22 protein-coding genes are annotated in these 26,612 nt (G+C 64.4%); 13 read left to right on the forward strand and 9 right to left on the reverse strand.

Translation table 11 applies throughout. From position 1 onward, the window contains the following. Together QMZ05_RS04235 and QMZ05_RS04240 are read left to right on the forward strand one after the other, a co-directional pair. Positions 1-903: M23 family metallopeptidase (locus tag QMZ05_RS04235; RefSeq protein WP_353699638.1), on the forward strand; the 903-nt coding region annotated here is incomplete at its 5' end. A gap of 8 nt (positions 904-911) precedes the next feature. Next, positions 912-1,913, forward strand: coding sequence for a glycoside hydrolase domain-containing protein (locus tag QMZ05_RS04240; protein ID WP_353699639.1), 1,002 nt, complete (start codon positions 912-914; stop codon positions 1,911-1,913). 37 nt (positions 1,914-1,950) lie between these two features. Here the strand turns inward: QMZ05_RS04240 and QMZ05_RS04245 are convergent, their stop codons facing one another. Further along, complete coding sequence (locus QMZ05_RS04245) at positions 1,951-2,952, reverse strand: DUF2155 domain-containing protein (RefSeq protein WP_353699640.1); 1,002 nt, start codon at positions 2,950-2,952, stop codon at positions 1,951-1,953. A 269-nt stretch (positions 2,953-3,221) separates the two neighbouring features. Between QMZ05_RS04245 and QMZ05_RS04250 the strand changes: the two genes are divergently transcribed. The 4 genes from QMZ05_RS04250 to QMZ05_RS04265 all read left to right on the forward strand — a co-directional run bounded on the left by QMZ05_RS04250 (position 3,222) and on the right by QMZ05_RS04265 (position 7,028). Further along, complete coding sequence (locus tag QMZ05_RS04250; RefSeq protein ID WP_353699641.1) at positions 3,222-4,001, forward strand: SDR family oxidoreductase; 780 nt, start codon at positions 3,222-3,224, stop codon at positions 3,999-4,001. A gap of 121 nt (positions 4,002-4,122) precedes the next feature. Continuing rightward, a complete protein-coding gene (locus tag QMZ05_RS04255; protein WP_353699642.1) occupies positions 4,123-5,064 on the forward strand; it encodes an alpha/beta hydrolase in 942 nt (313 codons plus the stop codon). Between the two features lie 182 nt (positions 5,065-5,246). Next, a complete protein-coding gene (locus QMZ05_RS04260; protein ID WP_353699643.1) occupies positions 5,247-6,470 on the forward strand; it encodes a citrate transporter in 1,224 nt (407 codons plus the stop codon). Between the two features lie 123 nt (positions 6,471-6,593). Continuing rightward, positions 6,594-7,028, forward strand: coding sequence for a hypothetical protein (locus tag QMZ05_RS04265; protein ID WP_353699644.1), 435 nt, complete (start codon positions 6,594-6,596; stop codon positions 7,026-7,028). A gap of 667 nt (positions 7,029-7,695) precedes the next feature. On the opposite strand, the gene QMZ05_RS04270 is transcribed toward QMZ05_RS04265, so the two are convergent. Continuing rightward, positions 7,696-8,634 carry a GlxA family transcriptional regulator gene (locus tag QMZ05_RS04270; RefSeq protein WP_353699645.1) on the reverse strand — a complete coding sequence of 313 codons (939 nt, stop codon included), beginning with the start codon at positions 8,632-8,634 and terminating at the stop codon, positions 7,696-7,698. 112 nt (positions 8,635-8,746) lie between these two features. Between QMZ05_RS04270 and QMZ05_RS04275 the strand changes: the two genes are divergently transcribed. Then, a complete protein-coding gene (locus QMZ05_RS04275) occupies positions 8,747-9,448 on the forward strand; it encodes a DJ-1/PfpI family protein (protein WP_353699646.1) in 702 nt (233 codons plus the stop codon). Positions 9,449-9,487: 39 nt separating this feature from the next. Here the strand turns inward: QMZ05_RS04275 and QMZ05_RS04280 are convergent, their stop codons facing one another. Next, on the reverse strand, positions 9,488-10,243 hold the full coding sequence (locus tag QMZ05_RS04280) for a substrate-binding domain-containing protein (protein ID WP_353699647.1): 756 nt from the start codon (positions 10,241-10,243) through the stop codon (positions 9,488-9,490). A gap of 120 nt (positions 10,244-10,363) precedes the next feature. Between QMZ05_RS04280 and QMZ05_RS04285 the strand changes: the two genes are divergently transcribed. Further along, positions 10,364-11,317 carry a LysR family transcriptional regulator gene (locus QMZ05_RS04285; RefSeq protein WP_353699648.1) on the forward strand — a complete coding sequence of 318 codons (954 nt, stop codon included), beginning with the start codon at positions 10,364-10,366 and terminating at the stop codon, positions 11,315-11,317. Between the two features lie 403 nt (positions 11,318-11,720). Here the strand turns inward: QMZ05_RS04285 and QMZ05_RS04290 are convergent, their stop codons facing one another. Beyond that, positions 11,721-12,131 (reverse strand): NADH:ubiquinone oxidoreductase subunit NDUFA12, encoded by a 411-nt coding sequence (locus tag QMZ05_RS04290; RefSeq protein ID WP_050420199.1) that lies wholly within the window; start codon positions 12,129-12,131, stop codon positions 11,721-11,723. 268 nt (positions 12,132-12,399) lie between these two features. Here QMZ05_RS04290 and QMZ05_RS04295 point away from each other — a divergent pair, with 268 nt between their 5' ends. After that, on the forward strand, positions 12,400-12,954 hold the full coding sequence (locus QMZ05_RS04295; protein WP_353699649.1) for a BA14K family protein: 555 nt from the start codon (positions 12,400-12,402) through the stop codon (positions 12,952-12,954). A 53-nt stretch (positions 12,955-13,007) separates the two neighbouring features. Here QMZ05_RS04295 and QMZ05_RS04300 read toward each other — a convergent pair whose 3' ends face one another. Beyond that, complete coding sequence (locus QMZ05_RS04300; protein WP_353699650.1) at positions 13,008-13,805, reverse strand: DMT family transporter; 798 nt, start codon at positions 13,803-13,805, stop codon at positions 13,008-13,010. A gap of 281 nt (positions 13,806-14,086) precedes the next feature. Here QMZ05_RS04300 and QMZ05_RS04305 point away from each other — a divergent pair, with 281 nt between their 5' ends. Continuing rightward, on the forward strand, positions 14,087-14,491 hold the full coding sequence (locus QMZ05_RS04305; protein WP_353699651.1) for a response regulator: 405 nt from the start codon (positions 14,087-14,089) through the stop codon (positions 14,489-14,491). A gap of 19 nt (positions 14,492-14,510) precedes the next feature. After that, on the forward strand, positions 14,511-16,748 hold the full coding sequence (locus tag QMZ05_RS04310; protein WP_353699652.1) for a CHASE3 domain-containing protein: 2,238 nt from the start codon (positions 14,511-14,513) through the stop codon (positions 16,746-16,748). A 163-nt stretch (positions 16,749-16,911) separates the two neighbouring features. Here the strand turns inward: QMZ05_RS04310 and QMZ05_RS04315 are convergent, their stop codons facing one another. Next, on the reverse strand, positions 16,912-17,805 hold the full coding sequence (locus tag QMZ05_RS04315; RefSeq protein ID WP_353699653.1) for a DMT family transporter: 894 nt from the start codon (positions 17,803-17,805) through the stop codon (positions 16,912-16,914). A gap of 840 nt (positions 17,806-18,645) precedes the next feature. On the opposite strand from QMZ05_RS04315, the gene QMZ05_RS04320 reads away from it, so the two are divergent. Further along, on the forward strand, positions 18,646-22,425 hold the full coding sequence (locus QMZ05_RS04320; protein WP_353699654.1) for a vitamin B12-dependent ribonucleotide reductase: 3,780 nt from the start codon (positions 18,646-18,648) through the stop codon (positions 22,423-22,425). 159 nt (positions 22,426-22,584) lie between these two features. Further along, on the forward strand, positions 22,585-24,192 hold the full coding sequence (locus QMZ05_RS04325; protein WP_353699655.1) for an AAA family ATPase: 1,608 nt from the start codon (positions 22,585-22,587) through the stop codon (positions 24,190-24,192). Between the two features lie 137 nt (positions 24,193-24,329). On the opposite strand, the gene QMZ05_RS04330 is transcribed toward QMZ05_RS04325, so the two are convergent. From QMZ05_RS04330 to QMZ05_RS04340, 3 genes are all read right to left on the reverse strand, one after another. Further along, positions 24,330-24,731: a lysozyme inhibitor LprI family protein gene (locus QMZ05_RS04330; RefSeq protein ID WP_353699749.1), complete on the reverse strand. Its 402-nt coding sequence runs from the start codon at positions 24,729-24,731 to the stop codon at positions 24,330-24,332. Positions 24,732-25,134: 403 nt separating this feature from the next. Further along, on the reverse strand, positions 25,135-25,524 hold the full coding sequence (panD, locus tag QMZ05_RS04335) for an aspartate 1-decarboxylase (protein WP_353699656.1): 390 nt from the start codon (positions 25,522-25,524) through the stop codon (positions 25,135-25,137). Positions 25,525-25,928: 404 nt separating this feature from the next. Continuing rightward, positions 25,929-26,201 (reverse strand): DUF2312 domain-containing protein, encoded by a 273-nt coding sequence (locus tag QMZ05_RS04340; protein ID WP_353699657.1) that lies wholly within the window; start codon positions 26,199-26,201, stop codon positions 25,929-25,931. Positions 26,202-26,612: the final 411 nt, after the last annotated feature.

Raw genomic sequence — 26,612 nt, forward strand, 5'->3', positions numbered from 1 at the left:
GAAGACCTATCCCTACTGCAAGACCAATTCCTTTGCCACGAAGATGCTTTCGAGAGCCGTGCTGCTCGCGCCCGGTGTGCGCGACTGATTTTCATTCATTTGTGGAGATTTGCCGTGCGCGCGCCAGCCATACTTTGCGCCTTTCTGCTCGCAACTATTGTGTCATGCACCGGCGCGGAAGCGCAGAGCGCATTCTGCTTCAACTCCCCGGGCAAGCTTAATGCACGCGACACCGCCCAGGGCGATGCCGACCGGACCGTGCGCCTCGCCGGCATGGCATTTCCGCTGAAGGTCGGACCGCAGGCCGCCAATTTCGAGGCCCATCTCAACTCGCAGATCTTCGGCTATGGCGGACAATATGGCCCGGGAGGTTCGCTGAGCGATCCACGAAACTACCAGGGCTGCTGGCAGGACACGTTCTGCGAAGGCAAGCGGACGTGGCCGATGCCGCTGTGCCCGATGAAGAAGGGACACCAGGGCGACGACATCCGACCGAGCGGGCCCGAAGAGGACAAATACGAAGCCGTCGCCTTCCAGGACGGCACCGTCCGCCTCGTCACCAAGAACACCACGCTCATCATGGCGATGGACGATGGCACCGAATGTCGCTACCTGCACATGGATCCAGCCTCCATTCCCGCCGGAATTGTCGGCAAGCGCGTCCAGAAGGGCGTGACCGTGCTCGGGCGGGTTTCGAACTGGATGGGCGGCGTGCACCACGGAACGTCCACACACCTGCACTTCGATTGCAGCCAGACGGTTCGGTTCGGAAGCGGCAAGGCTGCCTTTATCCATATCCCGATCTATCCCTCGCTGATCGTCTCCTACGCGGACGTTTGGCAACTCACCGGGCTGACCGTGCAGAACCACGTGCTGCTTCCCGGAAGCCCATTTGAAAAGTGAGACGCATCATGCGCCGAAGCACAATTGGCCCAACGACGCTCACGCGCCGCGATGCGCTGTTCGGATGCCTTGCCGCCTCGGCATTCGGCCACCTTGCAACGGCCGCGACGGCGGCTGCCGCAAAGCTTCAGCTTCCAGCCATCGCCGACTCGTCGGAGGACGTCACGAGAGCCCTTCCCGCCATCAAGCAAAGCGGCGTCAAGGCGATCGTCAGATACTATGCAGCGGGCTACCAGCCCAGTCTGCCGACCAAGCGCATTACAAAACCGGAGGCCGACGCGATCCTGGGTGCCGGTCTCGCATTGGGCATCGCGTATCAATATAACAACAGCAGCCTTCAGACCTTCACCGCCGATCGCGGCAGATCGGACGCCTTGTTCTCGCTCGATGAGGCCGGCCGGATCGGCCAGCCTGCGCAAACCGCGGTCTATTTCGGTGTCGATGGCGATTGGCCGGACGCGCGCAGCGTCGCAAAGGTGCTGAGCTATTTCGAGGCGGTCAACGACGCATTCCGGCAGCGCGGGACGCTCCGCGTCGGCGTCTACGGCTCCGGCAGGATTTGCAACGAGCTGGGACAGCGCGGGCTCGCCACGCAGTTCTGGCTTCCCGGCTCCATCGGATGGGCCGACACAAGGAGCTTCTACAACAACGCAGGCTGGACGCTCTATCAGCATGCGCTGGAGCTGCCGTGCGGCAATGTTGCACTCGACGTCAATCTGGTCCGGACCGACGCCGCCAGCCTCGGCTTCTTCGATCGCGCGGGACCGTGGACCGCCGCGGACGACCTCACCAGGATCAATCAGTCGCGCATGTTCGTCGTGCAGCCAGGAGCCGGTCTGTTCGCGCAGCCGTCGGCAGGGTCCAACGTGCTCAAATCATTGCGGCGCGGATCGACGGTGACGGTCCTTGAGAGCAAGTCGAGCTGGGTGCGCGTCGCGGCGACCGAAGGGCGCGATGGCTCGGGCTTCTGCCAGGCTGGCCAACTCGCCCCGATCAATCGAATGCCTTGATCGGCCATGAGCGCCCCGCAGTCATCGCGGGACGCGATCAGTTTCCGAACAGACCGCCGAACAACCCGCCCGGCCGCTGCTGCTGGGGCGGCGGAGGTGGCGGCTGCTGCTGGTACTGCGGCAGCGGCTGCGGCGGCGGACGCGGCGCGGCCTGCTTCGGCGGCGCGCGCTTCTGGGCCGGCGGCGGAGGCGGCGTCGGCGCCTTCGGCGGATCGGGCGCGGCGGTCACGATGGTCTGGTCCGGCCCTTTGCAGTCGGTCAGCCAGATGTCGTAGATCGGATGCTCGACGCCGTGCAGGCCGGGGCTCGCCGCGAACATCCAGCCGGAGAAGATCCGCTTCACCTCGCCCTGCAAGGTGATCTCGTCGACCTCGACAAAGGCGTCGGTGTTGGCGGCTTCCGTCGACGGCCTGGTGTAGCAGGCATCGGTCTTCACCCGCAGCGCGCCGAACTGCACGGTCTCGCCGATATCCTCGTCGAAATTGATGATGCGGCCGGTGATCTTGTCGAGGCCGGAGAAGCTCGCCTTCTTGTTGGTGATCTTGGTCGAGGGCGGCTCCTGCACCACCTCGTCACCCGGCTGCAACGTGGCAGGCGTCTGCTGCGGGGCGCCCTGGGGTGCACCCTGCGGCGCGCCCTTGGGACGCTGCCCCGGCGGCAGCGGGTTGGCGCCGGGCGGCGTGTTGGCAACGGCCGGACCGCCGGGCTGCGGCGGCTGCACGGCAACACCGGGCGGAGCGACCGTCGAGCCCGGCGGCGGCGCCAAAGGCTGCGACTGCACGCTGCCGGGCGGCGGCACCGCCTGGCCGGGCGGCAACGCCCGGGGCTGCGTCGGCAGAAGGCGGCCGCGCGGCAATTCCGGCACTTCCTCGTCGTCGTCGCTGGGAGGGGCCACCTGGCCACGCGGGATCGAGCCGGGCGGACGCGGCGCGGGATCGGAGAAAATCGTTCCGATCTGCGCGCGCGCGGGCGGCGCAAGCGAGATGGTTGAGGCGGCAATCAGGGCCGCAAAGCCAGTCAGGGCAACGGTTCGAAGCATCTCGCGCGGCTTTAAAGGGCGAATCGGGCGCGCGACAGTCTACCTTGATATCGGCCGCTCGCAGGCCACCGGTTAACACGCCGAATACGGCGGGGAAAGGGCACCCGGCCACCTCTCCCCCCGCCCTCTGGTCACCCACTGGCTACCCACTGGCTACCCACTGGCCACCCTTGGGAACACGTGTGATAGTCCTCACGCTGAAGGCGCGCCGCAACGCGTGAAAACCAGGAAAATCCGGATCGAACCGGACCAGCCAGAGGAAATCCAACATGCCCGATCGCATCAGGCTCGACGGCCGGGTTGCCGTCGTCACCGAGGCTGCCGGCGTCATCGGAACCGCCACGCTCCATCTGCTCGCCGAACGCGGTGCGCGGATTGTCGCAGTCGACCGTAAGGGGGCCGATCTTGCCGCCGCGATCAAGGACCTGCCCGCCTCGGCCGAGGCCCTGTCGATCACCGCCGACGTCACCGATGAGGACGAGGTCAGGGACTATGTGCGCGCCGCGGTGGACCGCTTCGGCACCATCGACGCCTTCTACAACAATGCCGGCATCGAGGGCGACATCAGGCCGATCTCTGAATATTCATTGGAGAGCTTTCGCCGGGTGCTCGACGTCAATGTCGTCGGCGTCTTCCTCGGCATGAAGCATGTGCTGCCGGTCATGCTGAAGCAGAACAAGGGCAGCATCATCAACACCGCCTCGATCGCCGGCCTCATGGGATCGCCGATGATCGCGGCCTATAGCGCCAGCAAGCATGCGGTGATCGGATTGACCAAGAGCGCGGCCTGGGAATGCACCGGCACCGGCGTGCGCGTCAATTGCGTCTGCCCCGGCATGATCGAGAGCCGGATGTTGAGCACGATCCTGCAGGGCCGCTCCGGCGGCAACGCGCCGCCGCCGGTCGAGAAGGTCGTCGACCGCATCCCGGCGCGCCGGCTCGGGCTCGCAAGCGAGGTCGCCTCCATCGTCGCGTTCCTCGCCTCCGACGAGGCGAGCTACGTCTCCGGCTCCGCCTACACCGTCGACGGCGGCCGCACCGCCGCCTGACGCAACTGTCATTCCGGGATGGTGCGTGAGCACCAGACCCGGAATCTCGAGATTCCGGGTTCGATGCTTTCGCATCGCCCCGGAATGACACCATCAAGCATCACAACAAGGTTTGTCGTCCATGCCCGTCGTTCTCGATCCCGATGCCGCCGCCGTCTACAAGGCCTTCCAGGAGGCCGGCCGTCCCGCCTACGAGACGCTGACCGCACCGGAAGCGCGCGAATATTACCGCGCCGCCCGCATCGTCTCCAATCCCGAGCCGCCCGCGCTTGAATCGAGCAAGGAGCTCGCGATCCCGGCGCCGCACGGCAGCATCCCGGCCCGCATCTACACGCCGAAGACATTGCGCAAGACGGGCGGGCTCGCGCCGTGCCTGGTGTTCTTCCACGGCGGCGGCTGGGTAATCGGCGATCTCGATACCCATGAGGTGGTTTGCCAGAAGATGGCCCATGAGGGCGAGCTGATCGTGATCTCGGTCGATTACCGCCTTGCGCCCGAACATCGCTTCCCCGCCGCGGTCGATGATGCCGTGACCGCGACCCGATGGGTCGCCGCCAACGCAAAAGATCTCGGCATCGACGCCACGCGGCTGATCGTCGGCGGCGACAGCGCCGGCGGCAATCTCGCGGCCGTGGTTGCGCTCACCGCCCGCGACGGCGGACCGAAGCTCGCCGCCCAGCTCTTGATCTATCCCGGCACAGATTTCTCGCGGAAGCATGCCTCGCACCGCGAGCCCGAGACCAGCATCCTGCTGACGCATTCGGTGATCGGCTGGTTCGCCAACCATTATCTGGGCGGCGCCGACAGCACCGACTGGCGCGCCTCGCCCGCACGCGCGAAGAGCTTCGCCGGACTGCCGCCGGCCTATGTGCTGACCGCCGGCGCCGATCCGCTGCGCGACGAAGGCGACGAGTATGCGAAATTCCTGAAAGACGCCGGCGTGCCCGTGACCTACCGGCATTTCCCCGGCCAGTTCCATGGCTTCTTCACCATGGGCAAGCTGCTCAATCAGGCCAATGTCGCGGTGACCGAGATCAGCACGTGGTTGAAGGGACTTGGCTGAAGTCGCTGGGCTGAGCGATCCGATCAAGGACGACGTACGCAGCGACGTCCCGTGGTCGAGGCTCGGGCGCGCATGGTGCGCACAGCTTGCGGCGTTAGCGCGCCTTGCAGTTCTCCGCGCCGCGCGATAGTGCGGCCGGACGCGCCTCACGCCGCCGAGCACTCCAGCCAGCGAGGATCATCTTGCTCACGCCCATCCTCGTCTACGGCATCCCGTTCGACTTCATCCTGTTCGCGCTGACGCTGCTCGGCGTCGCGATCTTCCATCACCATACGCTCGCCGTGGCGTTGACGGGTCTTGCCGCGATCGTTGCCTACAAGCTGATCTTCGCCGGCTTTGCGAAATTCGGCGCGGGCCTGCCCGGTCTCGTGCACCACATGGAGCATGAGTGGGTCACGCTCGCGAACCTGTTCCTGCTCTTGATGGGATTTGCGCTGCTGTCGCGGCATTTCGAGGAGAGCCGCATCCCGGACGAGATGCCGGCGCTACTGCCCGATGACTGGAAGGGCGGACTGATCCTGCTGGTGATCGTGTTCGTGCTGTCGGCCTTCCTCGACAACATCGCAGCCGCGCTGATCGGCGGCACCGTCGCGCGCCACGTGTTCCGCGGCCGCGTCCATATCGGCTATCTCGCGGCCATCGTCGCCGCATCGAATGCCGGCGGTGCCGGCAGCGTCGTCGGCGACACCACGACGACGATGATGTGGATCGACGGCGTCAGTCCGCTCACCGTCGTCGACGCCTATGTTGCCGCCATCGTCGCGATGCTGGTGTTCGCGGTACCGGCCTCGCTGCAGCAGCATCGCTTCTCCCCGATTGTGAAGAAAGCGCCATCCGGCCTGAGCATCGACTGGGCGCGGGTCGCAATCGTCGCGGTGATCCTGCTCGCCGCGCTGACCGCCAACGTCACGGCCAATCTGAAATTCCCCGCGCTGCTTGACGCGCTGCCGGTGCTCGGGCTCGCGGTCTGGGCCGCGATCCTCGTCACCGCGCTGCTGCGGCGGCCGGACTGGCCTGTCATGCCCGAGACGCTCAAGGGCACCGTGTTCCTGCTCGCGCTGGTGACGGCGGCATCGATGATGCCGGTGGAGACGCTGCCGGCCGCATCGTGGCAGACCGCGCTCGGGCTCGGCTTCGTCTCGGCGGTGTTCGACAACATCCCGCTGACCGCGCTGGCGCTGAAGCAAGGCGGCTACGATTGGGGTTTCCTCGCCTATGCGGTCGGATTCGGCGGATCAATGGTCTGGTTCGGCTCGTCCGCGGGCGTCGCGGTGTCCAACCTCTATCCGGAGGCCAAGTCGGTGGTCCGATGGATCACCCAGGGCTGGCCGATCATGGTGGCCTACGTCGTCGGCTTCTTCGTGATGCTGGCCCTCCTCGGCTGGCATCCCGACGCGCCGCATTGACGGAAATGCGGAACTGACCATGTTGCGACGCAACAATCGCGTTGTCTCAAACTTGTGGAAAAGCGAGACAAATCCGTTGACATTGCTAAACTCCATTCGCCGTAACAACTTATGGAGCGTCGCATGAGTGTTAGTGCAGAAGTCCTCGCCCGCGCCCCGTTGGAGAAGACGGAAGGCGAAATCGAAACGGTGAATTCGCATCGACCACGCAGCAATGTCCGGCCTCTCTCACCGATGCCGGACTACGTCGAACACCGCAACGGCGTCAACGAAGTGGGCATGCTGTCGGCCGAGGCGGTCGTGCGCGAATATGAAGCGGCGGTGAAAGAGATCGAGGCCCTCGGATCGGAACTGCAATTGGCCGCCAAGAACTGCGAGGTCATGGTGGCAGGCGTCCACGACATGATCGCGGAGATCAAGGAGTTCGCTGCGGGTTACCGCGATCAGGGCAAGCGCTTTTTCCTGCAGATCGAAGCCGTCTCGTTGATGACTACGGAGGTCAGGGATACCTGCGAAGCACTCAAGAAGAAGATCGCGACCGACACATTGACCCGGTGATCGTTCGGCTCGGGCGCGTTTCGTGCTCCGAGTATCTGTGGATTTTCGACGTGTATTGGTGAATGGCCGCGCCATTCCGGCGCGGCGGAACCGTTAGTTTCTATTCGAGACCAAGTCGCTGGAGACCAAGTCGTTCAACATCCTGCCCCGCTTCGGCGGGGGTTTTGTGCTGCAGCAAACTCTGCGGGCCTCGAATGGCCGGACCGGCGCCAATCATCACTTAACGCACGTCAGGTGCACGCTCAGCCGTGTCCGTTGGCGAAGCCAAAGCGGATATCGGCGACCAGCGGTCGCTAAAATCCTTGGCCGGGAGCGCGTCCATGTCGGAGACGACAACGCCCGCGGTCCGGGGCAAGTGCGACCTCACCGTCGCGGCAGTTGCAGTGACAGCTAGCAGGGCGACGGCGACGAACCCGGTAATCGTTCGATGCTTTGTCATTAGAACCTCCTCGGGTCCCCAACGCCCACTTGACGTGGGTCACGGGAACCGTCGCGCCGGTTCACTACAAAGACAGCATGGATCGGATGAGTTTGGACAATGAACTTGTCCCAAACTCAAATTGCCTCCACCGGCAGTGCCGATGAGTTTGGCGACCGCCCCTCATCGGCGGCAATGTTCGCTTCGCCGTTTTCCAAGGAACTCGCCGGCGTTTCTGCGGCCCACGACCTAGCCCGCGCGCGATGCCCGGCGCAGCGATTGCGGCGGCTGGCCGAAGGCACGGATGAAGGCGCGGCGCATCCGCTCGGGATCGCGGAACCCGGTGATCTCGGCGACGCGCTCGATCGCCTCGCCCGACGACTGCACGCGCTGCCGCGCCACCTCGATCCTCAGCCGCTCCACTGCTTTCGACGGCGTGGTGCCGGTCTCGGCGATGAAGGCGCGGGTGAAATGCCGCGAGCTCATCCCGGCCTTGTCGGCGAGGTCCTCGACCGTCAGCGGCGCGTCGAGATTTTCCCGCGCCCAGGCGAGCAGCGGGCCGAACCTTCCGTTCGGCGTCTTCAATTCCAGGAGCGAGGAGAACTGCGACTGCCCGCCGCTGCGACGGTGATACAGCACGAGCTGACGCGCGGTGTTCTGCGCAACCTCGTCGCCATAGTCCTCGGTGATCATGGCGAGCGCGAGATCGATGCCGGCGGTGATGCCGGCCGAGCTCCAGATGTTGCCGTCGCGGACGAAGATCTGGTCCGGCTCGAGCTTGATCTTCGGATAGCTCTTCACGAAATGCGGCGTGCGCTGCCAATGCGTGGTGGCGCGGCGACCGTCGAGCAGGCCGGCCTCGGCCAGCACATAAGCCCCGGAGCAGACGCTGGCGACGCGGACGCCGCGGCCCGCCATCCGCCGCACGAATGACAGCGTGGTCGGACAGCTCGCAGGCGTCCGCACGCCGTTGCCGCCCGCGATGATCAGCGTCGTGATCGCCGCCGACGGCTTGAGGCCGCGCGCCAGCATCTCGACGCCGGACGAAGAGCGGACCGGCCCGGCCTTGACCGCAATGGTCTTGATACCGGGCGGGTTGTTGGCGAAGCGTGCCGCGATCTCGAACGCCGCGATCGGGCCGGCCGCGTCGAGCAGCTGGAAGTCGGGAAAGATCAGGATGCCGATCATCGCCAAATCCTTTGCGGCAGCCACCTCGTCCGAAAACGAGGGAAATACGCCATTCTTGACAAGAGGCCATCATGGCATCCTGGTTCCGTCAAGCGCTATTTGGAGGCCTCCGATGTCCGAACCCCTGCAGATTGGATTGCTCGTCTTCCCGAAGGTGACCCAGCTCGACCTGACCGGTCCGCTGCAGGTGTTCTCGTCGGTGCCCGGTGCGAAGGTGCATCTGATCTGGAAGCGGATCGAACCGGTTCCGAGCGACTCCGTCATGGTGCTGACGCCGACCACGACCTTTGCCGATTGCCCGCAGCTCGACGTGATCTGCGTGCCCGGCGGCTTCGGCACCGACGACATGGTGGACGACGAGGAGATGCTCGGCTTCCTGCGCAAGCAGGCCGCGGGCGCGAAATACGTCACGTCGGTCTGCACGGGCTCGCTGGTGCTCGGCGCAGCGGGCTTGCTCAAGGGCTATCGCGCCACCACGCATTGGAGCGCGATCGATTTCCTTGCGGGCTTCGGCGCGATTCCGACCAAAACCCGTGTCTGCGTCGACCGCAACCGCTTCACCGGCGGCGGCGTCACCGCCGGCATCGATTTCGCGCTGACGTTGGTGTCCGAGCTGGTCGACCGCAAGACCGCGGAAGCGATCCAGCTCAGGCTCGAATACAATCCGGCGCCGCCGTTCAATGCCGGGTCGCCCGACACCGCGCCGGCCGAGATCCTCGCGTTGATGAAGGAACGGATGGGACCGGCGCACGCGCGCCGCGGCGAATTGATGGGCCGCGCGGCGGCGCGCCTCGCCCAAAGCGGGCCCTCGTGATCGCCCCCGCCGATTGCACCCGTGAGCCAAGACAGAGCTTCAGGGAGCAATCGGCTCCAGTCCCTTGCTCCGTATCGCAGCGGCAGCCGCCGGCGAGTGCAGGAATGCGATCAATTGCGCGACCGCCTTCGGCTCGCCGGCATTGGCGCTGATGCCGACACTGAAGGTGGTGTAGTTCTGCAACTCGTCCGGAAGAACGCCCGCGAGAGTGACGCCCTCGACGCCGATGATGTTCGGCACGGTGATCACCGTCAGCTCCGCCTCGCCGCGCGCGACGGCCTCCACCGGGTTCCGTCCTGCCACGGCCAGGAGCTTCGGCTTCACGTCGTCCGCGATCCCGAGGCGATCGAGCAGATGAAGGAAATAGCTTCCGCTCACGCTCTCGCTTGAATAGGAGATCGATCTCGCCGCCAGCAGCGTTCGCTTCAGGTCCTCGCTGGAGGCGACCTTGGGCGTCGGTGCACCGGTGCGGATCGCGACGCCAGCGGCCGTGCGGGCGATGTCCGATCGAGAGCCCGCGGCTATCTTGCCGAGCCGCGCAAGATCATCGACCGCCGCCGGCAGCAAGACGGCGGCATCGAACTTCTCGCCCGCCTCGATCTGCCGCTTGAGCACTGGCATGCCCTCAAAGGTGAAGGCAAGCGTATGGCCGGTCGCGCGTGCGAACGCGGGCGCAAGCTCGTTGAAGACGCCTTTCATGGTCGGCGTGCTGAGAACCGTGACCTCGGCCGCACCGCCGGCCGTCACGCTCATCGCCAGTACAAGCGCCGTGACCGCGACGCGAATGCCCCTCATCGACGTCTCCTGCATCTCTGGTCCAGGCCGACAGTTCAGCCGGAGCTGGAGTCAGCGCCAGAACAGGAGTATCCACAAGGTCGATTATTCGACAGGCCGGTAGCCGTTTAGGTACGTCATATGCGCTGGGCTGACAGGGTTGGGCGTTTTCTCAAGCCTCGCGACCTCCACGTCTTCATGACGGTGGTCGAAGAGCGCAGCATGGCGAAGGCCGCCGAGCGTCTGGCGATCTCGCGGCCGGTGATCTCGCGCACCATCGCCAATCTCGAACACATGCTCGGCGTGACGCTGCTCGACCGCACGGCGCGCGGCATCGCGCCGACCCTGTTCGGCAAGGCGCTGCTCAGGCGCGGCACCGCGGTGTTCGACGAACTTCGGCAGAGCGTCGAGGAGATCGCGTATCTTGCCGATCCCAAGGCGGGCGAGTTGCGCATCGCCTGCACCGAGGTGTGGGCCGCCGGCCTCGTGCCGGCAGCGATCGAGCGGCTGTCGAAGCGACTGCCGCGGCTGCGCGTCAGGCTGGAGCAAGGCACCGCGCAGCATCAGTTCAACCTGCTGCGGGAGCGTCGATGCGAGATCGTGATCTCGCGGCTGCTGACCGAGACACCGGACTCCGACATCGACATGCAGCCGCTGTTCTACGAGCCGCTGGCCGTCGTCGCCGGCCCGCAAAGCTCCTGGTCGCGCCGCCGCAAACTGACGCTTTCTGACCTCGTCGACGCACCGTGGATCCTGTCGACGCTGGAAGCGGAAGCCGGCTCGCCTTTCGTCGAAGCATTCCGTGTCGCGAAGCTGCCGGTCCCCACCGCAACGATCTTCAGCAACTCGCTCCACCTGCGTATCAGCCTGCTCGCCACCGGACGCTATCTCACACTCGTTCCGGGCTCGGCGCTGCGGTTCGGCCCCGGCGCCGGCCTGCTCAAGGCGCTGCCCGTGGCGTTGCCGCGATGGCATCTGCCGACGGCGATCTTCACCCTGAAGGGCCGCATGCTGAGCCCGGTGGCGCAGGTGTTTGCCGATTGCGTTCGCGAGGTTGCGAGGCCGCTGGCGCAGGGTAAGGCCGAGGCAAGGTAGCGCCCTGACGCTTCGCCTGCCTTGCTACAGAACTTGCCAACAGAAAAAGGCCGCCCGGTTTCCCGAGCGGCCCTTCCTGTCTCACGGTGGCCTCACATTTGCGGGCGATTTCAGGACATCTGTACCGGGGGCCTATCTCCCGGCCGCATCCAACTCGGAGGCCGCTGCTCATCGGGACAGTCGCGATCTGGAGCCCGATCCGACGCGATGGTTTCCCATCTCCGTAAGATGGCTTCATTGAGCCGCGAAGACGTCCGCAACGCAAGCGGGCAGCATCGGCAACGGCCGACCTGTCCCCGCTGTTACCGTTGTCCACAGGCGCGCACTTGCGCTGCCACAGGCAGGCGTGCGCCGCACGCGCGCGATTGCGCACGTGCACGTCAGAAACCGCCATGCGTGAAGGTCAGCTTCCGGGGGTCCAGGCGTGGTAGTCGCCGGTCGCCTTCGGGCGGCGGCCGCTCGCCAGCGTCGAGCCGGACGGACGGTAAGCCTGCGCAGTGCCGGTCATATTCGGCAGATGCGGCTTTTCCCATTCCCGGGCGACGTATTTCTCGTCGGTCGGGGGCACGTCGACCGTGTGGTGCAGCCAGCCGTGCCAGCCGGCCGGGATCCGCGAGGCTTCGGCATAGCCGTTATAGACCACCCAGCGGCGCTCGAAATGCAGCGTCGGGTCGATCTCGCCACCCTTGGTGCGATAGTAGCGGTTGCCCTGCTCGTCCTCGCCGACCAGCTCGCCGAATCGCGAGGTCCACAATTGCGTGCCAAAGGTCTGGCCGTTCCACCAGGTGAAGAATTTCAGCAGGAATTGTTTCATGCGTGGCCGGTCACGGGTTCGAGGCTGTCCGGCTCTGATGCCACCTGAATCCGCAAATGTCCAGCCGCCGCCAAGGTAGCCCGGCACTCCCGGCACGGGTCCCGATCACGAGCCCGTTTGGCGACCAAATGACGCGGTCACGGAGAGTTTTGTTCACCTGCCATACATGCGCCGCCGGCCAAATCAACATGACGGACAATCAATGTCGCGCGCGGGAACGTCCAACCGCAGAAATGGTTAGACATTGTCCGTTTTGATGGAGTCCAAAATGATCAATATGAAGGTTCTGAGCTCCGCCGCGGCGCTGGCGCTTGCGCTGCCGTTGGCTGTGGCGCCGACCGTTTCGTTCGCCCAGTCTGCCGCGCAGATGGGCGCGATGGGCGGTGGCGGTGGTGCACGCGGCGGTGGCGGCGGTGGTGGTGGCTTTGGCGGCGGCCGCGGTGCTGCGATGGGCGGTGGCGGCGGTTGGACCGGCGGTGGTGGCGGCGGCCACTGGGCCGGTGGCGGCGGCGGTGGATGGCGCGGCGGCGGCGGAGGCTGGCACGGCGGCTATCACCGTGGCGGCGGCTTCTGGCCGGGCGCGGTTGCCGGTGCAGTCGTCGGCGGAGCCCTCGCCTCGGGCGCCTATTACGGCTCCGGCTATTACGGCTACGGCCCCGGATACTATGACGACAGCTACGGCTATTACGACGACAGCGCGCCTGTCGCCGTGGAGGCCGCGCCGGGCGGCGACGCGAGCTACTGCGCGCAGCGCTACAGGTCCTACGATCCGGCTTCGGGCACCTATCTCGGCTTTGACGGCCTGCGGCACCCCTGCCCGTAATCACGGCCTGAATTGCTAAAATTGGCGAAGGGCGGCGGCAACGCCGCCCTTTTTCATGTCCGCAACGCCACCGCGACGGCTGCGAAGGTCACAACCAGCGCCGCGATGTCGCTCGCGCTGAGCGGCTCGCGCAGCATGGCCGCTGCGGCCAACACGCCGACCACGGGCACCAGCAGGGTGCCGATCGACGCGGTCGCGGCCGGCAGCCGCTCGAGCGCCGCGAACCAGCAGACATAGCAAAGACAGAACTGGATCAGCGTCATGTAGATCATCGACGCCCAGCCGAGCTGCGACAGCGCGGCGAGCTGCGGCTGCTCGATCAGGACGCCGGCGATCGCGATCGGCACGCAACCGATCGCAAGCTGCCAGGCCGCGAGCGACAGCGGCGGCATAGCGAGCTTATAGAACTTGGTCAGCACCGTGCCGAGCCCGACGCAAAGCGCGCCCGCAAGGGCGAACAGAATGCCCGGCAACTTGCCGAGGCTGGCATCGATCCCGCCGCCGCCGATCAGCGCCGCGATCCCGGCGAGCGCCACCGCGAGTGCGAGCGCACGCGGCAGCGAGACACGCTCGCCGAGCACCCGCCAGGCCACCAGCGCGACCCACACCGGGATCGATATGCCGAGCACGGCCGCCTCGCTGGCGCGCAGCCAGATCAGCGCCAGGCCCATCGAGGCGACCCAGCCGCCGATCGACAGCGTTGATACCAGGGCCAGCCGCAACCACATGCCATCAGGGACGCGCAGCGTCTGCCCTCGCGCGAGCGCCACCAGAGCGAGCCCAAGCGCGCCGACCACGCCGCAGAGCCCGCGCGACGACAACGGCGGCCACTCCGTGAGGAGGAATTTCATGATCGGGAAATTGAGGCCCCAGCCGATCGAGGCGACGACCAGGAATCCGAGGCCGAGCGGTGACAGCGGGGGGCGCGGCCGGCGACGGGAACTGCGGTCATGGACCTGTCGTAATGTGGGCGGACAAATACAGGTGATGGTATCAGGGCTAGCTGGAAATCTGCTTGTCAGCAAACAGCATATGCATTCTATGATACAGACTTTCCATCCAGGTTCCGCCTTAATTGACGGACGGGCCAAGCGAGTCGTCGGCACGCGAGGCCGCAGCAAGAGGATGCATCGTGCCGAGCGTTCTCGTGGTCGATGACGACCCGATGGTGTGCGTTGCCATCGAGGTGTGTTTGCAGCGCCAGGGCTTCGACGTCACCGTCGCGGACGGCGGCGAAGCGGGTATGCGCGCGCTGGACCAGGCCACGTTCGACGTCATGCTGGTCGATGTCTTTATGCCGCATATGCGCGGTTTCGAGGCGATCCGCGTCTTCCACGAGCGCGCCCCCGAGATTCCGGTCATCGCGATGTCGGGTTACGCCTTCGCCAATGCCGACCGCGCACCGGACTTCCTGCGGATGACGATCGAGCTCGGGGCGTCCGCCTGCCTGCGCAAGCCGTTTACCCCGCAGGCGCTGGTTGCCGCCGTTAACGAATGTCTTGCGAAGTCTGCTCCTTCCGCTCGTCTTTCGAAATAATTGCTCGTACTAATCGTCGATGGCTTCCCAGCGTCTCATCCTCGGCAGTGGCCTTGCGATCCTCCTCGTCATCAGCGCGGCGTCGATCGGGCTGGACGTCAAGTCGCGCAGCGAGATTGATTCGGTCGATCGCACGCTCCGAATCCTGAAATGCATTTCGGATGCGCGTCCGCTGCCGCGGGGCGTCGAGAGCGCGGCGCGCGGCTTCGCGCTGACGGGCGATACATCCTTCGCCGACGAGTTTCGCGAGCAGAGCGCCGCCCTCACCGCCGCGTTCGACGAGCTGACGAACGCGGTGAAGTCGGCGCCCGAGGAAGCGCGGCTGATCTCGGGCACCAGGGGACAGGTCGATCGCGCCATCGCGCTCGGCGCCGAACTGATCAGGTTGCGCACGGCGGGCGACACGGCCGGCGCCGCGGCGCTGACCTCAGCCGACGAGAGCCGCTCGCTGATGGAAAAGGTCGGGACCGCGCTCGACCGGCTGGTCACCGAGGAGCGCCGCCTGCTCGGGATCCGCACCGACCAGTCCAAGACCAACGGGCGGCTGCTGCTGGCCATCGACCTCGCGGGCGTCGCGATGATTCTGCTGCTCGCAGTCGCGCTGACGGTGACGGCCCGGCGCGCCAGCCGCGAACTGCAGGGCGCGCTCAGCGCGACCAAGGCGACCAATCTGTCGCTCGAGGGCAAGGTGGCCGAGCGCACCAAGGATCTCGGCGCCGCGCTCGAAGGGCTGCGCCGTTCCACCTCGGTGATGGAAACCACCTTCCGCAGCATGGCGGAAGCGGTGCTGGTGATCGACACCGAAGGCATCGTGCTGCTGTCGAACCCGGCCGCCGAGAAGATGCTGCGCTACAAGCCGGGCATGACGGTCCGGCAGCTGCGCGCCATGAGCAACGTGTTCCAGTCCGACGGCGTCACACCGATGCAGGCGGACGACATGCCCTCGGCCAGGGCGCTGCGCGGTGAGGAATTCGACGGGCTGGAATTCATCGCCAAGCCGATCCGGGGCGCGCCCGTGATGCACCTCGTGGTGTCGGGCCGGCCGCTGCGCGATGGCGACAGCACCATCACCGGCGCGGCGCTGATCTATCACGACATCACCGCCTCGCGCGAAACCGAGCACAAGCTGCAGCAGGCGCAGAAGCTCGACGCCATCGGCAAGCTGACCGGCGGCGTCGCGCACGACTTCAACAACATGCTGACGGTCATCACCGGCACCACCGAGACGCTGGTCGACAGCCTGCGCAGCCAGCCGAAGCTTGCGCAGACCGCCGAGCTGATCGACCGCGCCGCCGAGCGCTGCCGCGAGTTGATCCAGCATCTGCTCGCCTTCGCCCGCCGCCAGCCGCTGGAGCCGCGCACCGTCGACATCAACGGCACCGTGGTCGACATCTCCAAGCTGCTGCGGCCGACGCTCGGCGAGCAGATCGAGATCAATTCGGTGCTCGCGCCCGACGTCGCGAGCGTCCATATCGATCCGTCGCAGCTTGCCAACTCGCTGCTCAACATGGCGATCAACGCCCGCGACGCGATGCCGAACGGCGGCAAGCTGCTGTTCGAGACCAGCAACATCGTGCTCGACGACGCCTATGCTGCTGTTAATCCCGACATCACGCCGGGCCGCTACGTGCTGCTCGCGGTCAGCGACACCGGCACCGGCATGTCGCACGCGGTGCAGGACAAGGTGTTCGAGCCGTTCTTCACCACCAAGGAGGTCGGCAAGGGCTCCGGTCTCGGCATGAGCATGGTCTATGGCTTCGTCAAGCAGTCCGGCGGCCACATCAAGATCTACAGCGAGGAAGGCCACGGCACCACGATCAAGCTCTATCTGCCCCCTACCCGCGGCCAGGTCGAGGTGGAAGCGCCCGCACCGGAGCCGCCGCGGCGCGGCAGCGAAGTCATCCTGGTGGTGGAAGACGACCAGCTGGTGCGCAACTACGTCGTCACGCAGCTCGGCAGCCTCGGCTACAAGACCATCGCGGTGCCCGACGCCCGTGCCGCGCTGGCGCTGGTCGACAAGGGCGAGAAGTTCGACTTGCTGTTCACCGACGTCATCATGCCCGGCGGCATGAACGGCCGCCAGCTCGCCGACGAGGTCGCAAAGCGGCGGCCCGGCATCAAGGTGCTCTACACCTCGGGCTACACCGAGAACGCGATCGTGCATCACGGCCGCCTCGACGAAGGCGTGCTGCTGCTGGCAAAGCCCTACCGCAAGGCCCAGCTCGCCAGCATGCTGCAGCAGGCGCTCGGCGAGTGATATGAGCGCTCGGTAGCGCGCTTGGCGTCTCGCGCAGACGGCCGCGCTGCGCTCTCCCCCGTCATTGCGAGCGAAGCGAAGCAATCCATTTCGCCGCTTGTGGAGACAGTGGATTGCCGCGGCGCTGCGCGCCTCGCAATGACGCGGTGAAGGAAGAAAGAACTTACCTTGTCGCCAGCGCGACGCCGGCCAGCGTGAACAGCAGCGCTGTGATCTGGATCGGCCCGAGCGGCTCGTGCAGCGCGACCGCGGAGGCGATCACGCCGATGACAGGCACCGCCATGGTCCCGATCGCCGCGACTGAAGCCGGCAGCCGCGCAAGCGCGGCGAACCACGCGACATAGGCGACGCAGAACTGGATCAGCGTCGAATAGACCAAGAGCCACCAGCCCACCGTCGTGATGCGGTCGATATGCGTGGTCTCGATCAGGAGGCCGACGATTGCGATCGGCACGCAGCCGAGGCCGATCTGCCAGGCCGCGGCCGGGATCGGCGGCATCACCAGCGGGTATTTCTTCGCCAGCACCGTGCCAAGCGCAAAGCCGAACGCACCGCCGAGCGCCATGATGATTCCCGGCAGCTTCTCCTCGCTCGCGGAAATCCCGTTGCCGCCCATGATCGCGGCAAGCCCCGCGAACGCCATCACAAGCGCGATGGTCCGCAGCAGCGTCGGCCGCTCGCCGAGCACCGGCCAGGCCAGGAGCGAGGCCCACACCGGCATGGTGTAGGCGATCAGCGCGGTCTCGCTCGCCGGCAGCCAGAGCAGCGCCAGCCCCATCAGCACCATCCAGCCGGTGACGTTGAGCGCCGCATATAGCACAAGGCGCGGCCACAGCTTCGCCTCGACATGCAGGCTCTGGGAACGGATCAGCGCCAGCGCGGCGAGCAGCGCGGCGCCGATCACCCCGGTGGTGCCGCGCAGGGTCAGCGGCGGCAGCTCGCTGAGCAGGAATTTGGTGGACGGCCAGTTGAACCCCCAGCCCACCGAGGTGATGGCGAGGAACATCAGGCCGGCGGGCGCAAGGCGCGGCCGCGCGTGAGGCTTCTTATCTGTCATGGAACCCGGCAAGGGGACGAAATGGGTATGAAAAGGAAGTGAGTCGGCCGCACCTTGCCCGCGATTTTGTCGCCCGACCATCACGGCTCTGACATGCCTGATCCGTAGTTTGCCCGTAGGCCTACGTGAGTCCCAAAAATTCAATCCGGGACGGCGAATAAAAACTTCGCCTGTGAACAGCGGGGCGAAACTCCAATCCACAGGTGGAGCGAATTTTTTTGGCTTGGGAATCCCTGAGGACTCACCGATAGTTGGCTCGATCACAGGCGCGGCATCGACCCCTGTTATCCCCCTCCTTCCACCATATTTAGTGTTTGATTCAGAAACTCGTACTAGTCCTTGACGGGCGTGACGGACATGGCCTAGCTTTCAACCTGTTCGGCGCGAGTGTGTTTGGGTCCCCGCCGGTCGCTCCCACAAGGGTTCCAAAATGACCACTCCGCCAGGCCTTCGGGCCGCGGGTGAAGGGCTTTTCTGCCCTGATTTTGGGCCGGTCTTTTAGGCCAGGCTGGGGGACGACAAACGGGCCGAGAAGGACCCGGAAACAGAGGCCGTAACCGGCCCGCGAGAAGCGTACGCGTGATGTGTCGCGTGAAGCGTTTTGGGGCGTTGAATGCATGACCCGGAGGACCCGACCCAGTCGGGCACCCCCCAGGGATTGTGCCGCCGCAGGGCCGGGCCAAACCGGCGCCGAGCGGACGAGAGAACAGGCCGGATCCACCGGCTGAGCTGCGGATGACGGGAGGCGTGCACGCGTGTTCCGAAGTCCGCGAACAGATAACATTCCGGCAACCTGCGGGGAAACGTGGGACCGGGCAGAAGAAGTGACGGGGCTCGACCATGCGAATCGAACGACGCAACACCACCAGCGGACAATCCCCCTACGCAGGGATCAATTTCCGCCTGACCACCTCAGAGATCCGCAATCCGGACGGCTCGGTCGTGTTCCGCGCCGAGAACGTCGAGGTTCCGGAGTTCTGGTCGCAGGTCGCCTCCGACGTGCTGGCGCAGAAGTATTTCCGCAAAGCCGGCGTTGCCGCGCGCCTGAAGAAGGTCGAGGAAGAGACCGTGCCGTCGTGGCTGTGGCGCTCGGTGCCGGACACCGAGGCCCTGGCGTCGCTGCCGGAGAACGAGCGCATCGTCGGTGAGACCAGCGCGAAACAGGTGTTCGATCGCCTCGCCGGCTGCTGGACCTATTGGGGCTGGAAGGGCGGCTACTTCTCCACGGAAGAAGATGCCCTCGCCTTCTTCGACGAGCTGCGCTTCCAACTCGCCAAGCAGATGGTCGCGCCGAACTCGCCGCAGTGGTTCAACACCGGCCTGCATTGGGCCTATGGCGTCGATGGTCCCGGCCAGGGCCACTATTACGTCGACTGGAAGACCGGCAAGCTGACCAAGTCCAAGTCGGCCTATGAGCATCCGCAGCCGCATGCCTGCTTCATCCAGGGCGTCGGCGACGACCTCGTCAACGAGGGCGGCATCATGGACCTCTGGGTGCGTGAGGCGCGCCTGTTCAAGTATGGCTCCGGCACCGGCTCCAACTTCTCGAGCCTGCGCGGCGAAGGCGAAAAGCTGTCCGGCGGCGGCCGCTCGTCCGGCCTGATGAGCTTCCTCAAGATCGGCGACCGCGCCGCCGGCGCGATCAAGTCGGGCGGCACCACGCGCCGCGCCGCCAAGATGGTCGTGGTCGATGCCGATCACCCCGATATCGAGACCTATATCGACTGGAAGGTGAAGGAGGAGCAGAAGGTCGCCGCCCTCGTCACCGGCTCCAAGATCAACCAGAAGCACCTCAAGGCCGTGATGAAGGCCTGCGTCAACTGCGAAGGCTCTGGCGACGACTGCTTCGATCCCGAGAAGAACCCGGCGCTCCGCCGCGAGATCAAGCTCGCGCGTCGCGCGCTGGTGCCCGACAACTACATCAAGCGCGTCATCCAGTTCGCCAAGCAGGGCTACAAGGAGATCTCGTTCGACACCTACGACACCGACTGGGATTCGGAGGCCTACCTCACCGTCTCCGGCCAGAACTCCAACAACTCGGTGTCGCTGAAGGATGACTTCCTCCGCGCAGTGGAAACCGACGGCGACTGGAATCTCGTCGGACGCACCACCAGGAAGGTGACCAAGACGCTGAAGGCCCGCGACCTCTGGGAGAAGATCGGTTACGCCGCCTGGGCCTCCGCCGATCCCGGCCTGCACTTCAACACCACGATGAACGACTGGCACACCTGCAAGGCGTCCGGCGACATCCGCGCGTCCAATCCGTGCTCGGAATACATGTTCCTGGACGACACGGCGTGCAACCTCGCCTCCGCCAACCTGCTGACCTTCTACAGCACCACGACCAAGCGGTTCGACGTCGAGTCCTACGAGCATCTGTGCCGGCTCTGGACCATCGTGCTCGAAATCTCCGTGATGATGGCCCAGTTCCCGTCGAAGGCGATCGCGGAGCTCTCCTACGAGTTCCGCACCCTCGGCCTCGGTTTTGCAAATATCGGCGGCCTGCTCATGACCATGGGCTTGCCTTATGACTCCAGGGAAGGCCGTGCACTGTGCGGCGCGCTGACCGCTGTGATGACCGGCATCTCCTACAAGACTTCGGCGGAGATGGCGGCGGAGCTCGGCACCTTCCCGGGCTACAAGAAGAATGCCGCGCACATGCTGCGCGTGATCCGCAACCACCGCCGCGCCGCCCACGGCAACGCGGGTGGTTATGAAGCACTCGCGGTCAACCCGGTGCCGCTCGATCACGCCTCCTGCCCGCAGGCTGACATCGTCGCGCATGCCAAGCTGGCGTGGGACGACGCGCTCGCGCTCGGTGAAGTGAACGGCTATCGCAACGCCCAGACCACGGTCGTGGCGCCGACCGGCACCATTGGCCTGGTGATGGATTGCGACACCACCGGCATCGAACCCGACTTCGCACTGGTCAAGTTCAAGAAGCTCGCCGGCGGCGGCTACTTCAAGATCATCAACCAGGCGGTGCCGTCTGCGCTGCGCGCGCTCGGCTATCGCGAGAGCGAGATCGCCGAGATCGAGGCCTACGCCGTCGGCCACGGCTCGCTGTCGAATGCACCCGGGATCAACGCCTCGACGCTGAAGGCAAAAGGCTTCACCGATGAAGCCATCGCCAAGGTCGAGAAGGCGCTGCCGACCGCGTTCGACATCAAGTTCGCCTTCAACAAGTGGACCTTTGGCGAAGACTTCATCCGCGACCAGCTCGGCATCGGCGCGGAGGCGATCGCAGCCCCCGGCTTCGACCTGCTCCAGGCCGTCGGCTTCACCAAGCGAGAGATCGAAGCCGCCAACGTGCACATCTGCGGCGCGATGACGGTCGAAGGTGCCCCGCATCTGAAGGCCGAGCACTATCCCGTGTTCGACTGCGCCAATCCCTGCGGCAAGATCGGCAAGCGTTATCTCTCGGTCGAGAGCCACATAAGGATGATGGCGGCGTCCCAGCCGTTCATATCGGGCGCGATCTCAAAGACCATCAACATGCCGAACGACGCCACGGTGGAGGACTGCAAGTCCGCCTACCTGCTGTCGTGGAAGCTGGCGCTGAAGGCCAACGCGCTGTACCGCGACGGCTCGAAACTGTCGCAGCCGCTCAACTCGCAGCTCATCGCCGACGATGAGGACGAGGACGATGCGGTGGAAGCGCTCTACGACAAGCCGATGGCGGCGCGCGCCACCCAGGTCTCGGAGAAGATCGTCGAGAAGCTGGTCGAGCGCATCGTCGTGATGCGCGAGCGCGAGAAGATGCCGGATCGCCGCAAGGGTTACACCCAGAAGGCGGTTGTCGGCGGCCACAAGGTCTATCTGCGCACCGGCGAATATGACGACGGAAGGCTCGGCGAGATCTTCATCGACATGCACAAGGAAGGCGCGGCGCTGCGCTCCTTCATCAACAATTTCGCGATCGCGGTGTCCCTCGGTCTGCAATACGGCGTGCCGCTGGAAGAGTATGTCGACGCCTTCACCTTCACCCGCTTCGAGCCCGCGGGTCCCGTCCAGGGCAACGACTCGATCAAGTACGCGACCTCGATCCTCGACTATGTCTTCCGCGAGCTCGCGGTGAGCTACATGTCGCGCTTCGACCTCGCCCATGTCGATCCGAACGAAAGTGGCTTCGACGCGCTCGGCAAGGGCGTCGAGGAAGGCAAGGAGCCGGATGAGGCCCCCGCCCAGCACCAGGCGACAAAGTACCTGTCGAAGGGCCTGACCCGGTCGCGCACCGACAACCTCGTCGTCATGCGCGGCGGCTCGACCGCAGTCACCGGCAACGCCGACAACGCCCCCGCCGGCGGCAGCCGCGTCACCGCGCTCGCCTCCCACGGCGCAACCGCGCGCGGCGCCTCCGACACCGTCGAAGGCGCAGTCGCCCTGAAGCAGGAAGTCAGCCACGACCTCTCGCCCACCGAGAAGCTCGAGGCCCTGCAACAGTGGAGCAAGCCCGGCACCGCCGCAGCCGTCGCCCCCAGCAAGGCCGAGCGCCGCGCCGAAGCGAAGGCCAAAGGCTACGAAGGCGAGATGTGCTCGGAGTGCGGCAACTTCACGCTGGTGCGGAATGGCACCTGCATGAAGTGCGATACGTGCGGCAGCACGACGGGGTGTTCGTGAGGCGGTAGATCGGAAGACTATCACAAATTAAGAATGAGGGCCGCCCAACGAATGGGCGGCCCTTTTGCTTTCTGCTCGACGCAACCAATACTAACGGTTGTAGTATCCGCCCGTAACCACTCCGATTCGATCCAGCAAGCCGAAACGACACCGGACGACATGACATTTCGCTTCTCAATCCCGACGCCAACTGCTCCGATGAACCTTCAAGTTGATCCGGGCACTTCTATTCTATTCGTCGGTGCAAATGGCGCCGGCAAGACTAGGCTGGCCGTCAACATCGAAAAGAATCTAAACGACAAGGCCCATCGCATCTCCGCGCATCGAGCTCTTAACCTGAATCCTTCAGTACCGAAGCTCAGCGAGCGAGTAGCTACCATGGGACTCAGGACCGGTCACGCCCACGAAGGATCTACTATCGATAACCGCGAAAACGTACGCTGGAACGGCAGCGCAGCGACTTTCTTACTGAATGACTACGATCTCTTAGTGCAAGTTCTCTTTGCCGATCAGGCCAACGTAGCACTTCAAACACATAAGAACGCACGCGCTGGCTCTAACCAACCAGCCTCCCCTACCAAGTTGGAACGGCTCGTCGAAATTTGGGATCGTGTCCTTCCCAATCGAAAACTCGATATTACCGGTGATGATATCCAAGCCATCGTCACCGGAACCGCTCAAAAGTACAGAGCGGGCGACATGAGTGACGGGGAGCGCGCAGTTTTCTATTTGGTTGGACAGACGCTCACGGCAGCTCCATGCAGTGTTCTGATTTTTGATGAGCCTGAACTGCATATCCACCGCTCGATTATGTCCCGCCTTTGGGATGAGCTCGAGGCGGCGCGCCCTGACTGTGCGATGGTTTTCATATCGCACGATCTCGAATTTGTGGCATCGCGTGAAGGCCAAAAGTTTGTCTTGCGGGACTACAGTCCGACGAATGGCTGGACGATTGATGCGGTGCCTGAAGACACAGGGTTTAGCGAAGATATCACGACCCTGATCCTTGGTAGCCGCAAGCCCGTGCTCTTTGTCGAAGGACGGGGACGGAGTCTTGATCAAGCCATTTACCGAGCCTGCTATCCCGATTGGACTGTCATTCCTCGCGGCTCATGTGAAGAAGTCATTCACGCGGTAACCACCATGCGGGCCAACGCCGCACTCACACGCGTAACTTGTGGAGGCATAGTCGATTCCGACGCCTACGACTCCTCGGAGGTTGAGCTGTTGGGAGATAAGGGCATCGCGATTCTGCCCGTTTCGGAAATCGAAAACCTATTTCTTCTGCCCAGCGTCCTTGAGGCGATAGCAAAGGCCGAGGGTTACGCCGATGCGGCCTTACAGACCAAGATGTCCAATGTTCTAGACGAACTATTCGCGCATGCTGCAGACCTCAAAAATCAGGCTCCGATAGTGATGCGATACTGTCGGCGAAGGATCGATCGCATTCTAAAAAAAATCGACCTCAGCGACGCTTCAGACGTGACAGCGCTTTCAGAAGACTACACGGTAAAGACAAGCACGCTAGACGTAACAGGTTTAGCAAGACTGGCGTCTGAAAGCCTTCAAAAAGCCATTGCGGAAAGAAATGCACCCGAACTGCTCAAATGGTACGACAATAAGGGAATATTGAGTATCGCTTGTAAAGCGAAAGACACTTCCAAGGCCTTATTCGAGCAATGGATCGTGCGAGCATTGCGAAACAACATCGCGCCAGACGTCTCAAGTGCGATTCGAACGGTGCTGCCACCGATTGCGGCCAAGTAGCAAGCGTAGCCCGCGTGAGCGAAGCAATATCCGGGCCTTCCCTGGCAACAGTTTCGGCGGGTTCCGCCTTCGCTCAATGAGCTACGGCGGATAATTCGCTAGCCCGCCCTACTCGCTGACAATCAAAACAGCACCGTCTACCGCGAGGCGTGGGCGCGCCTTTCAAGCAGCAGCGTGCGGTCGGCGATGTCCTTCAATTCGAACGCCTGGGAGTCGAGGAACGCGACGGACCCGTTGTTGGGGTCCGCGGCGAGGCGATGGGTTTCGCTGAGATGATGCTTCAGCCAGGCCCGCTGCTCGCCGAGCAATTGCGCGTGAGCTTCGCCCTTCGAGCTGGCGAGAAGGGCCTGATAGGCGGTGTTGAGCCTCGTGTCCCACTGGTCGATTTCGGCCTTGCCGCAATCGAGCATCTTGGCTGACACACCTTCTGCCTTGTCCATGCACGCATCATACGCGGCGCTCTGCTGCGCGCGGACCGGTAAAGTCCCGAGCACGAGCATCGAAGCAACATTGACAAGCCTTCGCGAAAGCATCACCACGTCCAAATCCGCGTTGCGTCTTTCGACAACCATCGCCGCACAAAAGCGTCCGAAATGAGATCAAGGAAATGATGCGCTGGCTATCTGGCGGGGGCTGCTCGGCAAGCGTGGGGCGGATGAGCACTGCTCTCTCCCCGTCATTGCGAGGAGCGACAGCGACGAAGCAATCCATCTATCCGCGTTTGCGGCCCAATGGATTGCTTCGCTTCGCTCGCAATGACGGCTGGCAGCCTCCCAAAAAGAGGAAAGAGCGACTGTGACGCGGTAGAATTGGCCGTGAGCGTAATCCGCCGTTTCGCTGGCAACAGTCGCGGCGAGTTGCGCTTCCGCCTTCGCTCAAACGAGCTACGGCGGACAAGTCGCTAACCCGACCGGCGCAAATAGACGACGCGGCGAGCCAAGCCTACGCCTCCACCAACGCGGCAGCGGACGAAATCCCGCCCGCCTCAACCCGCCGGTTGTTCTCGTCAACGATCACCACACGCGGACGAAACCTGCGCGCTTCCTCGGCGTCGAAGCCGGCATAGGCGACGATGATGACCTTGTCGCCCGCCAGCGCCAGGCGCGCGGCGGCGCCGTTGAGTCCAATGGTGCCGGAGCCCGCTTGCGCCTCGATCACATAGGTCGAGAACCGCGCGCCGGTGTCGATGTTGTAGATGTCGACGCGTTCGTTGATCAGGAAGCCCGCGGCATCGATCAGGTTGCGGTCGATCGAGATCGAGCCCTCGTAGTGCAAGTCCGCTTCGGTGACACGCGCGCGATGAATCTTGCCCTTCATCAAAGTCACTTGCATCGAGGCCATCCCGTATCGTTGCATCGGAATTTTCCGCGCTCGCCAATAAGGATCGCGCGGCTCGCGGTCAATACGCGTCGTGCGGAAGGCGCATCGCGGTGCTTCCGTGCGTCGATAGGTTTATTCTGGGATCGCCGATTGCATTGGATGGATTATGTGGCTGTCGCGGCGCTTCTGAAATAATCGCGCTGCAATTCGCCTTTCAGGGAGCATGACATTATCTTGCCATTGACTGGCCAGCAGCGGGCGCAGGGCGGCTTAAGGCTCTCCGGCGTAATCCGCCATTTCGCCCAGTCGCGGCGGGTTACGCTTCCGCCTTCGCTCAATGAGATCAGGCGGACAAGTCGCTAATCCGCCCTACTCCCTGGTTGCTGATGGAAGCGCACGACGCGCCTCCGCAAACCTCACGCCGCCTTGGCGGTCTTGTCTTCTGCCGGCGCGGTTTCCATCGCTCGCATGTAGAGATCGAGCAAGCTCTCACGCTCGTCGCGCTCGTCCTGGTCCTGCTTGCGCAGCTTGATGATCTCCTTGAGGATCTTCACGTCGAAACCTTCGCCCTTCGCCTCGGAGAAGACTTCCTTCTTCTGCTCGCTGAGTTCCTGCATTTCGGTGTCGAGGTTCTCGATCCGCTCGACGAAGGAACGAATTTTTCCGCCGGGAATGGTGATGTCAGACATGGTGCCTCCTGCTGAATGAGGTCGTGAAAATGAGAGCAAAGAGATGACCAATGTCTTAACCGTGCGGCATCCGCGGCGACTTGTTCATAACTTGAACCATGCATTGCTTCGCTTCGTCGCAACGCGACGAGGAGCACAGCTCGGACAAATCATGGCGCGAGAGCGCGAAGCTGCGCCTCACCCACACCGTCATCGCCCGGCCATGTGCGCAATTGCGCACTAGGACCGGGCGATCCAGTACGCCGCGGCCTTTCGGCTCCAGCACCGGCGTCTCTGGAATACTGGATCACCCGCTTTCGCGGGTGATGACACCGGCCTAGCCGTTTGACAGGGAAATCAGGTCGATCCGTCATCCCCGGGAGCATTGCGCCACACGGCTGAGGTATTTTTGACAACCTCGCAATGGCATCA

The sequence above is a fragment of the Bradyrhizobium sp. INPA03-11B genome, from assembly GCF_040446015.1.
In the GTDB taxonomy this organism is placed as follows: Bacteria; Pseudomonadota; Alphaproteobacteria; order Rhizobiales; family Xanthobacteraceae; genus Bradyrhizobium; species Bradyrhizobium macuxiense_A.

Coding starts and splice junctions, on each gene's coding strand:
- QMZ05_RS04255 (WP_353699642.1), top strand. CDS start 4,123: ATGCCCGTCGTTCTCGATCCCGATGCCGCCGCCGTCTACAAGGCCTTC.
- QMZ05_RS04250 (WP_353699641.1), top strand. CDS start 3,222: ATGCCCGATCGCATCAGGCTCGACGGCCGGGTTGCCGTCGTCACCGAG.
- QMZ05_RS04285 (WP_353699648.1), top strand. CDS start 10,364: ATGCGCTGGGCTGACAGGGTTGGGCGTTTTCTCAAGCCTCGCGACCTC.
- QMZ05_RS04310 (WP_353699652.1), top strand. CDS start 14,511: ATGGCTTCCCAGCGTCTCATCCTCGGCAGTGGCCTTGCGATCCTCCTC.
- QMZ05_RS04240 (WP_353699639.1), top strand. CDS start 912: ATGCGCCGAAGCACAATTGGCCCAACGACGCTCACGCGCCGCGATGCG.
- QMZ05_RS04270 (WP_353699645.1), bottom strand. CDS start 8,634: ATGATCGGCATCCTGATCTTTCCCGACTTCCAGCTGCTCGACGCGGCC.
- QMZ05_RS04315 (WP_353699653.1), bottom strand. CDS start 17,805: ATGACAGATAAGAAGCCTCACGCGCGGCCGCGCCTTGCGCCCGCCGGC.
- QMZ05_RS04290 (WP_050420199.1), bottom strand. CDS start 12,131: ATGAAACAATTCCTGCTGAAATTCTTCACCTGGTGGAACGGCCAGACC.
- QMZ05_RS04280 (WP_353699647.1), bottom strand. CDS start 10,243: ATGAGGGGCATTCGCGTCGCGGTCACGGCGCTTGTACTGGCGATGAGC.
- QMZ05_RS04265 (WP_353699644.1), top strand. CDS start 6,594: ATGAGTGTTAGTGCAGAAGTCCTCGCCCGCGCCCCGTTGGAGAAGACG.
- QMZ05_RS04325 (WP_353699655.1), top strand. CDS start 22,585: ATGACATTTCGCTTCTCAATCCCGACGCCAACTGCTCCGATGAACCTT.
- QMZ05_RS04295 (WP_353699649.1), top strand. CDS start 12,400: ATGATCAATATGAAGGTTCTGAGCTCCGCCGCGGCGCTGGCGCTTGCG.
- panD (WP_353699656.1), bottom strand. CDS start 25,524: ATGCAAGTGACTTTGATGAAGGGCAAGATTCATCGCGCGCGTGTCACC.
- QMZ05_RS04340 (WP_353699657.1), bottom strand. CDS start 26,201: ATGTCTGACATCACCATTCCCGGCGGAAAAATTCGTTCCTTCGTCGAG.
- QMZ05_RS04275 (WP_353699646.1), top strand. CDS start 8,747: ATGTCCGAACCCCTGCAGATTGGATTGCTCGTCTTCCCGAAGGTGACC.
- QMZ05_RS04300 (WP_353699650.1), bottom strand. CDS start 13,805: ATGAAATTCCTCCTCACGGAGTGGCCGCCGTTGTCGTCGCGCGGGCTC.
- QMZ05_RS04245 (WP_353699640.1), bottom strand. CDS start 2,952: ATGCTTCGAACCGTTGCCCTGACTGGCTTTGCGGCCCTGATTGCCGCC.
- QMZ05_RS04320 (WP_353699654.1), top strand. CDS start 18,646: ATGCGAATCGAACGACGCAACACCACCAGCGGACAATCCCCCTACGCA.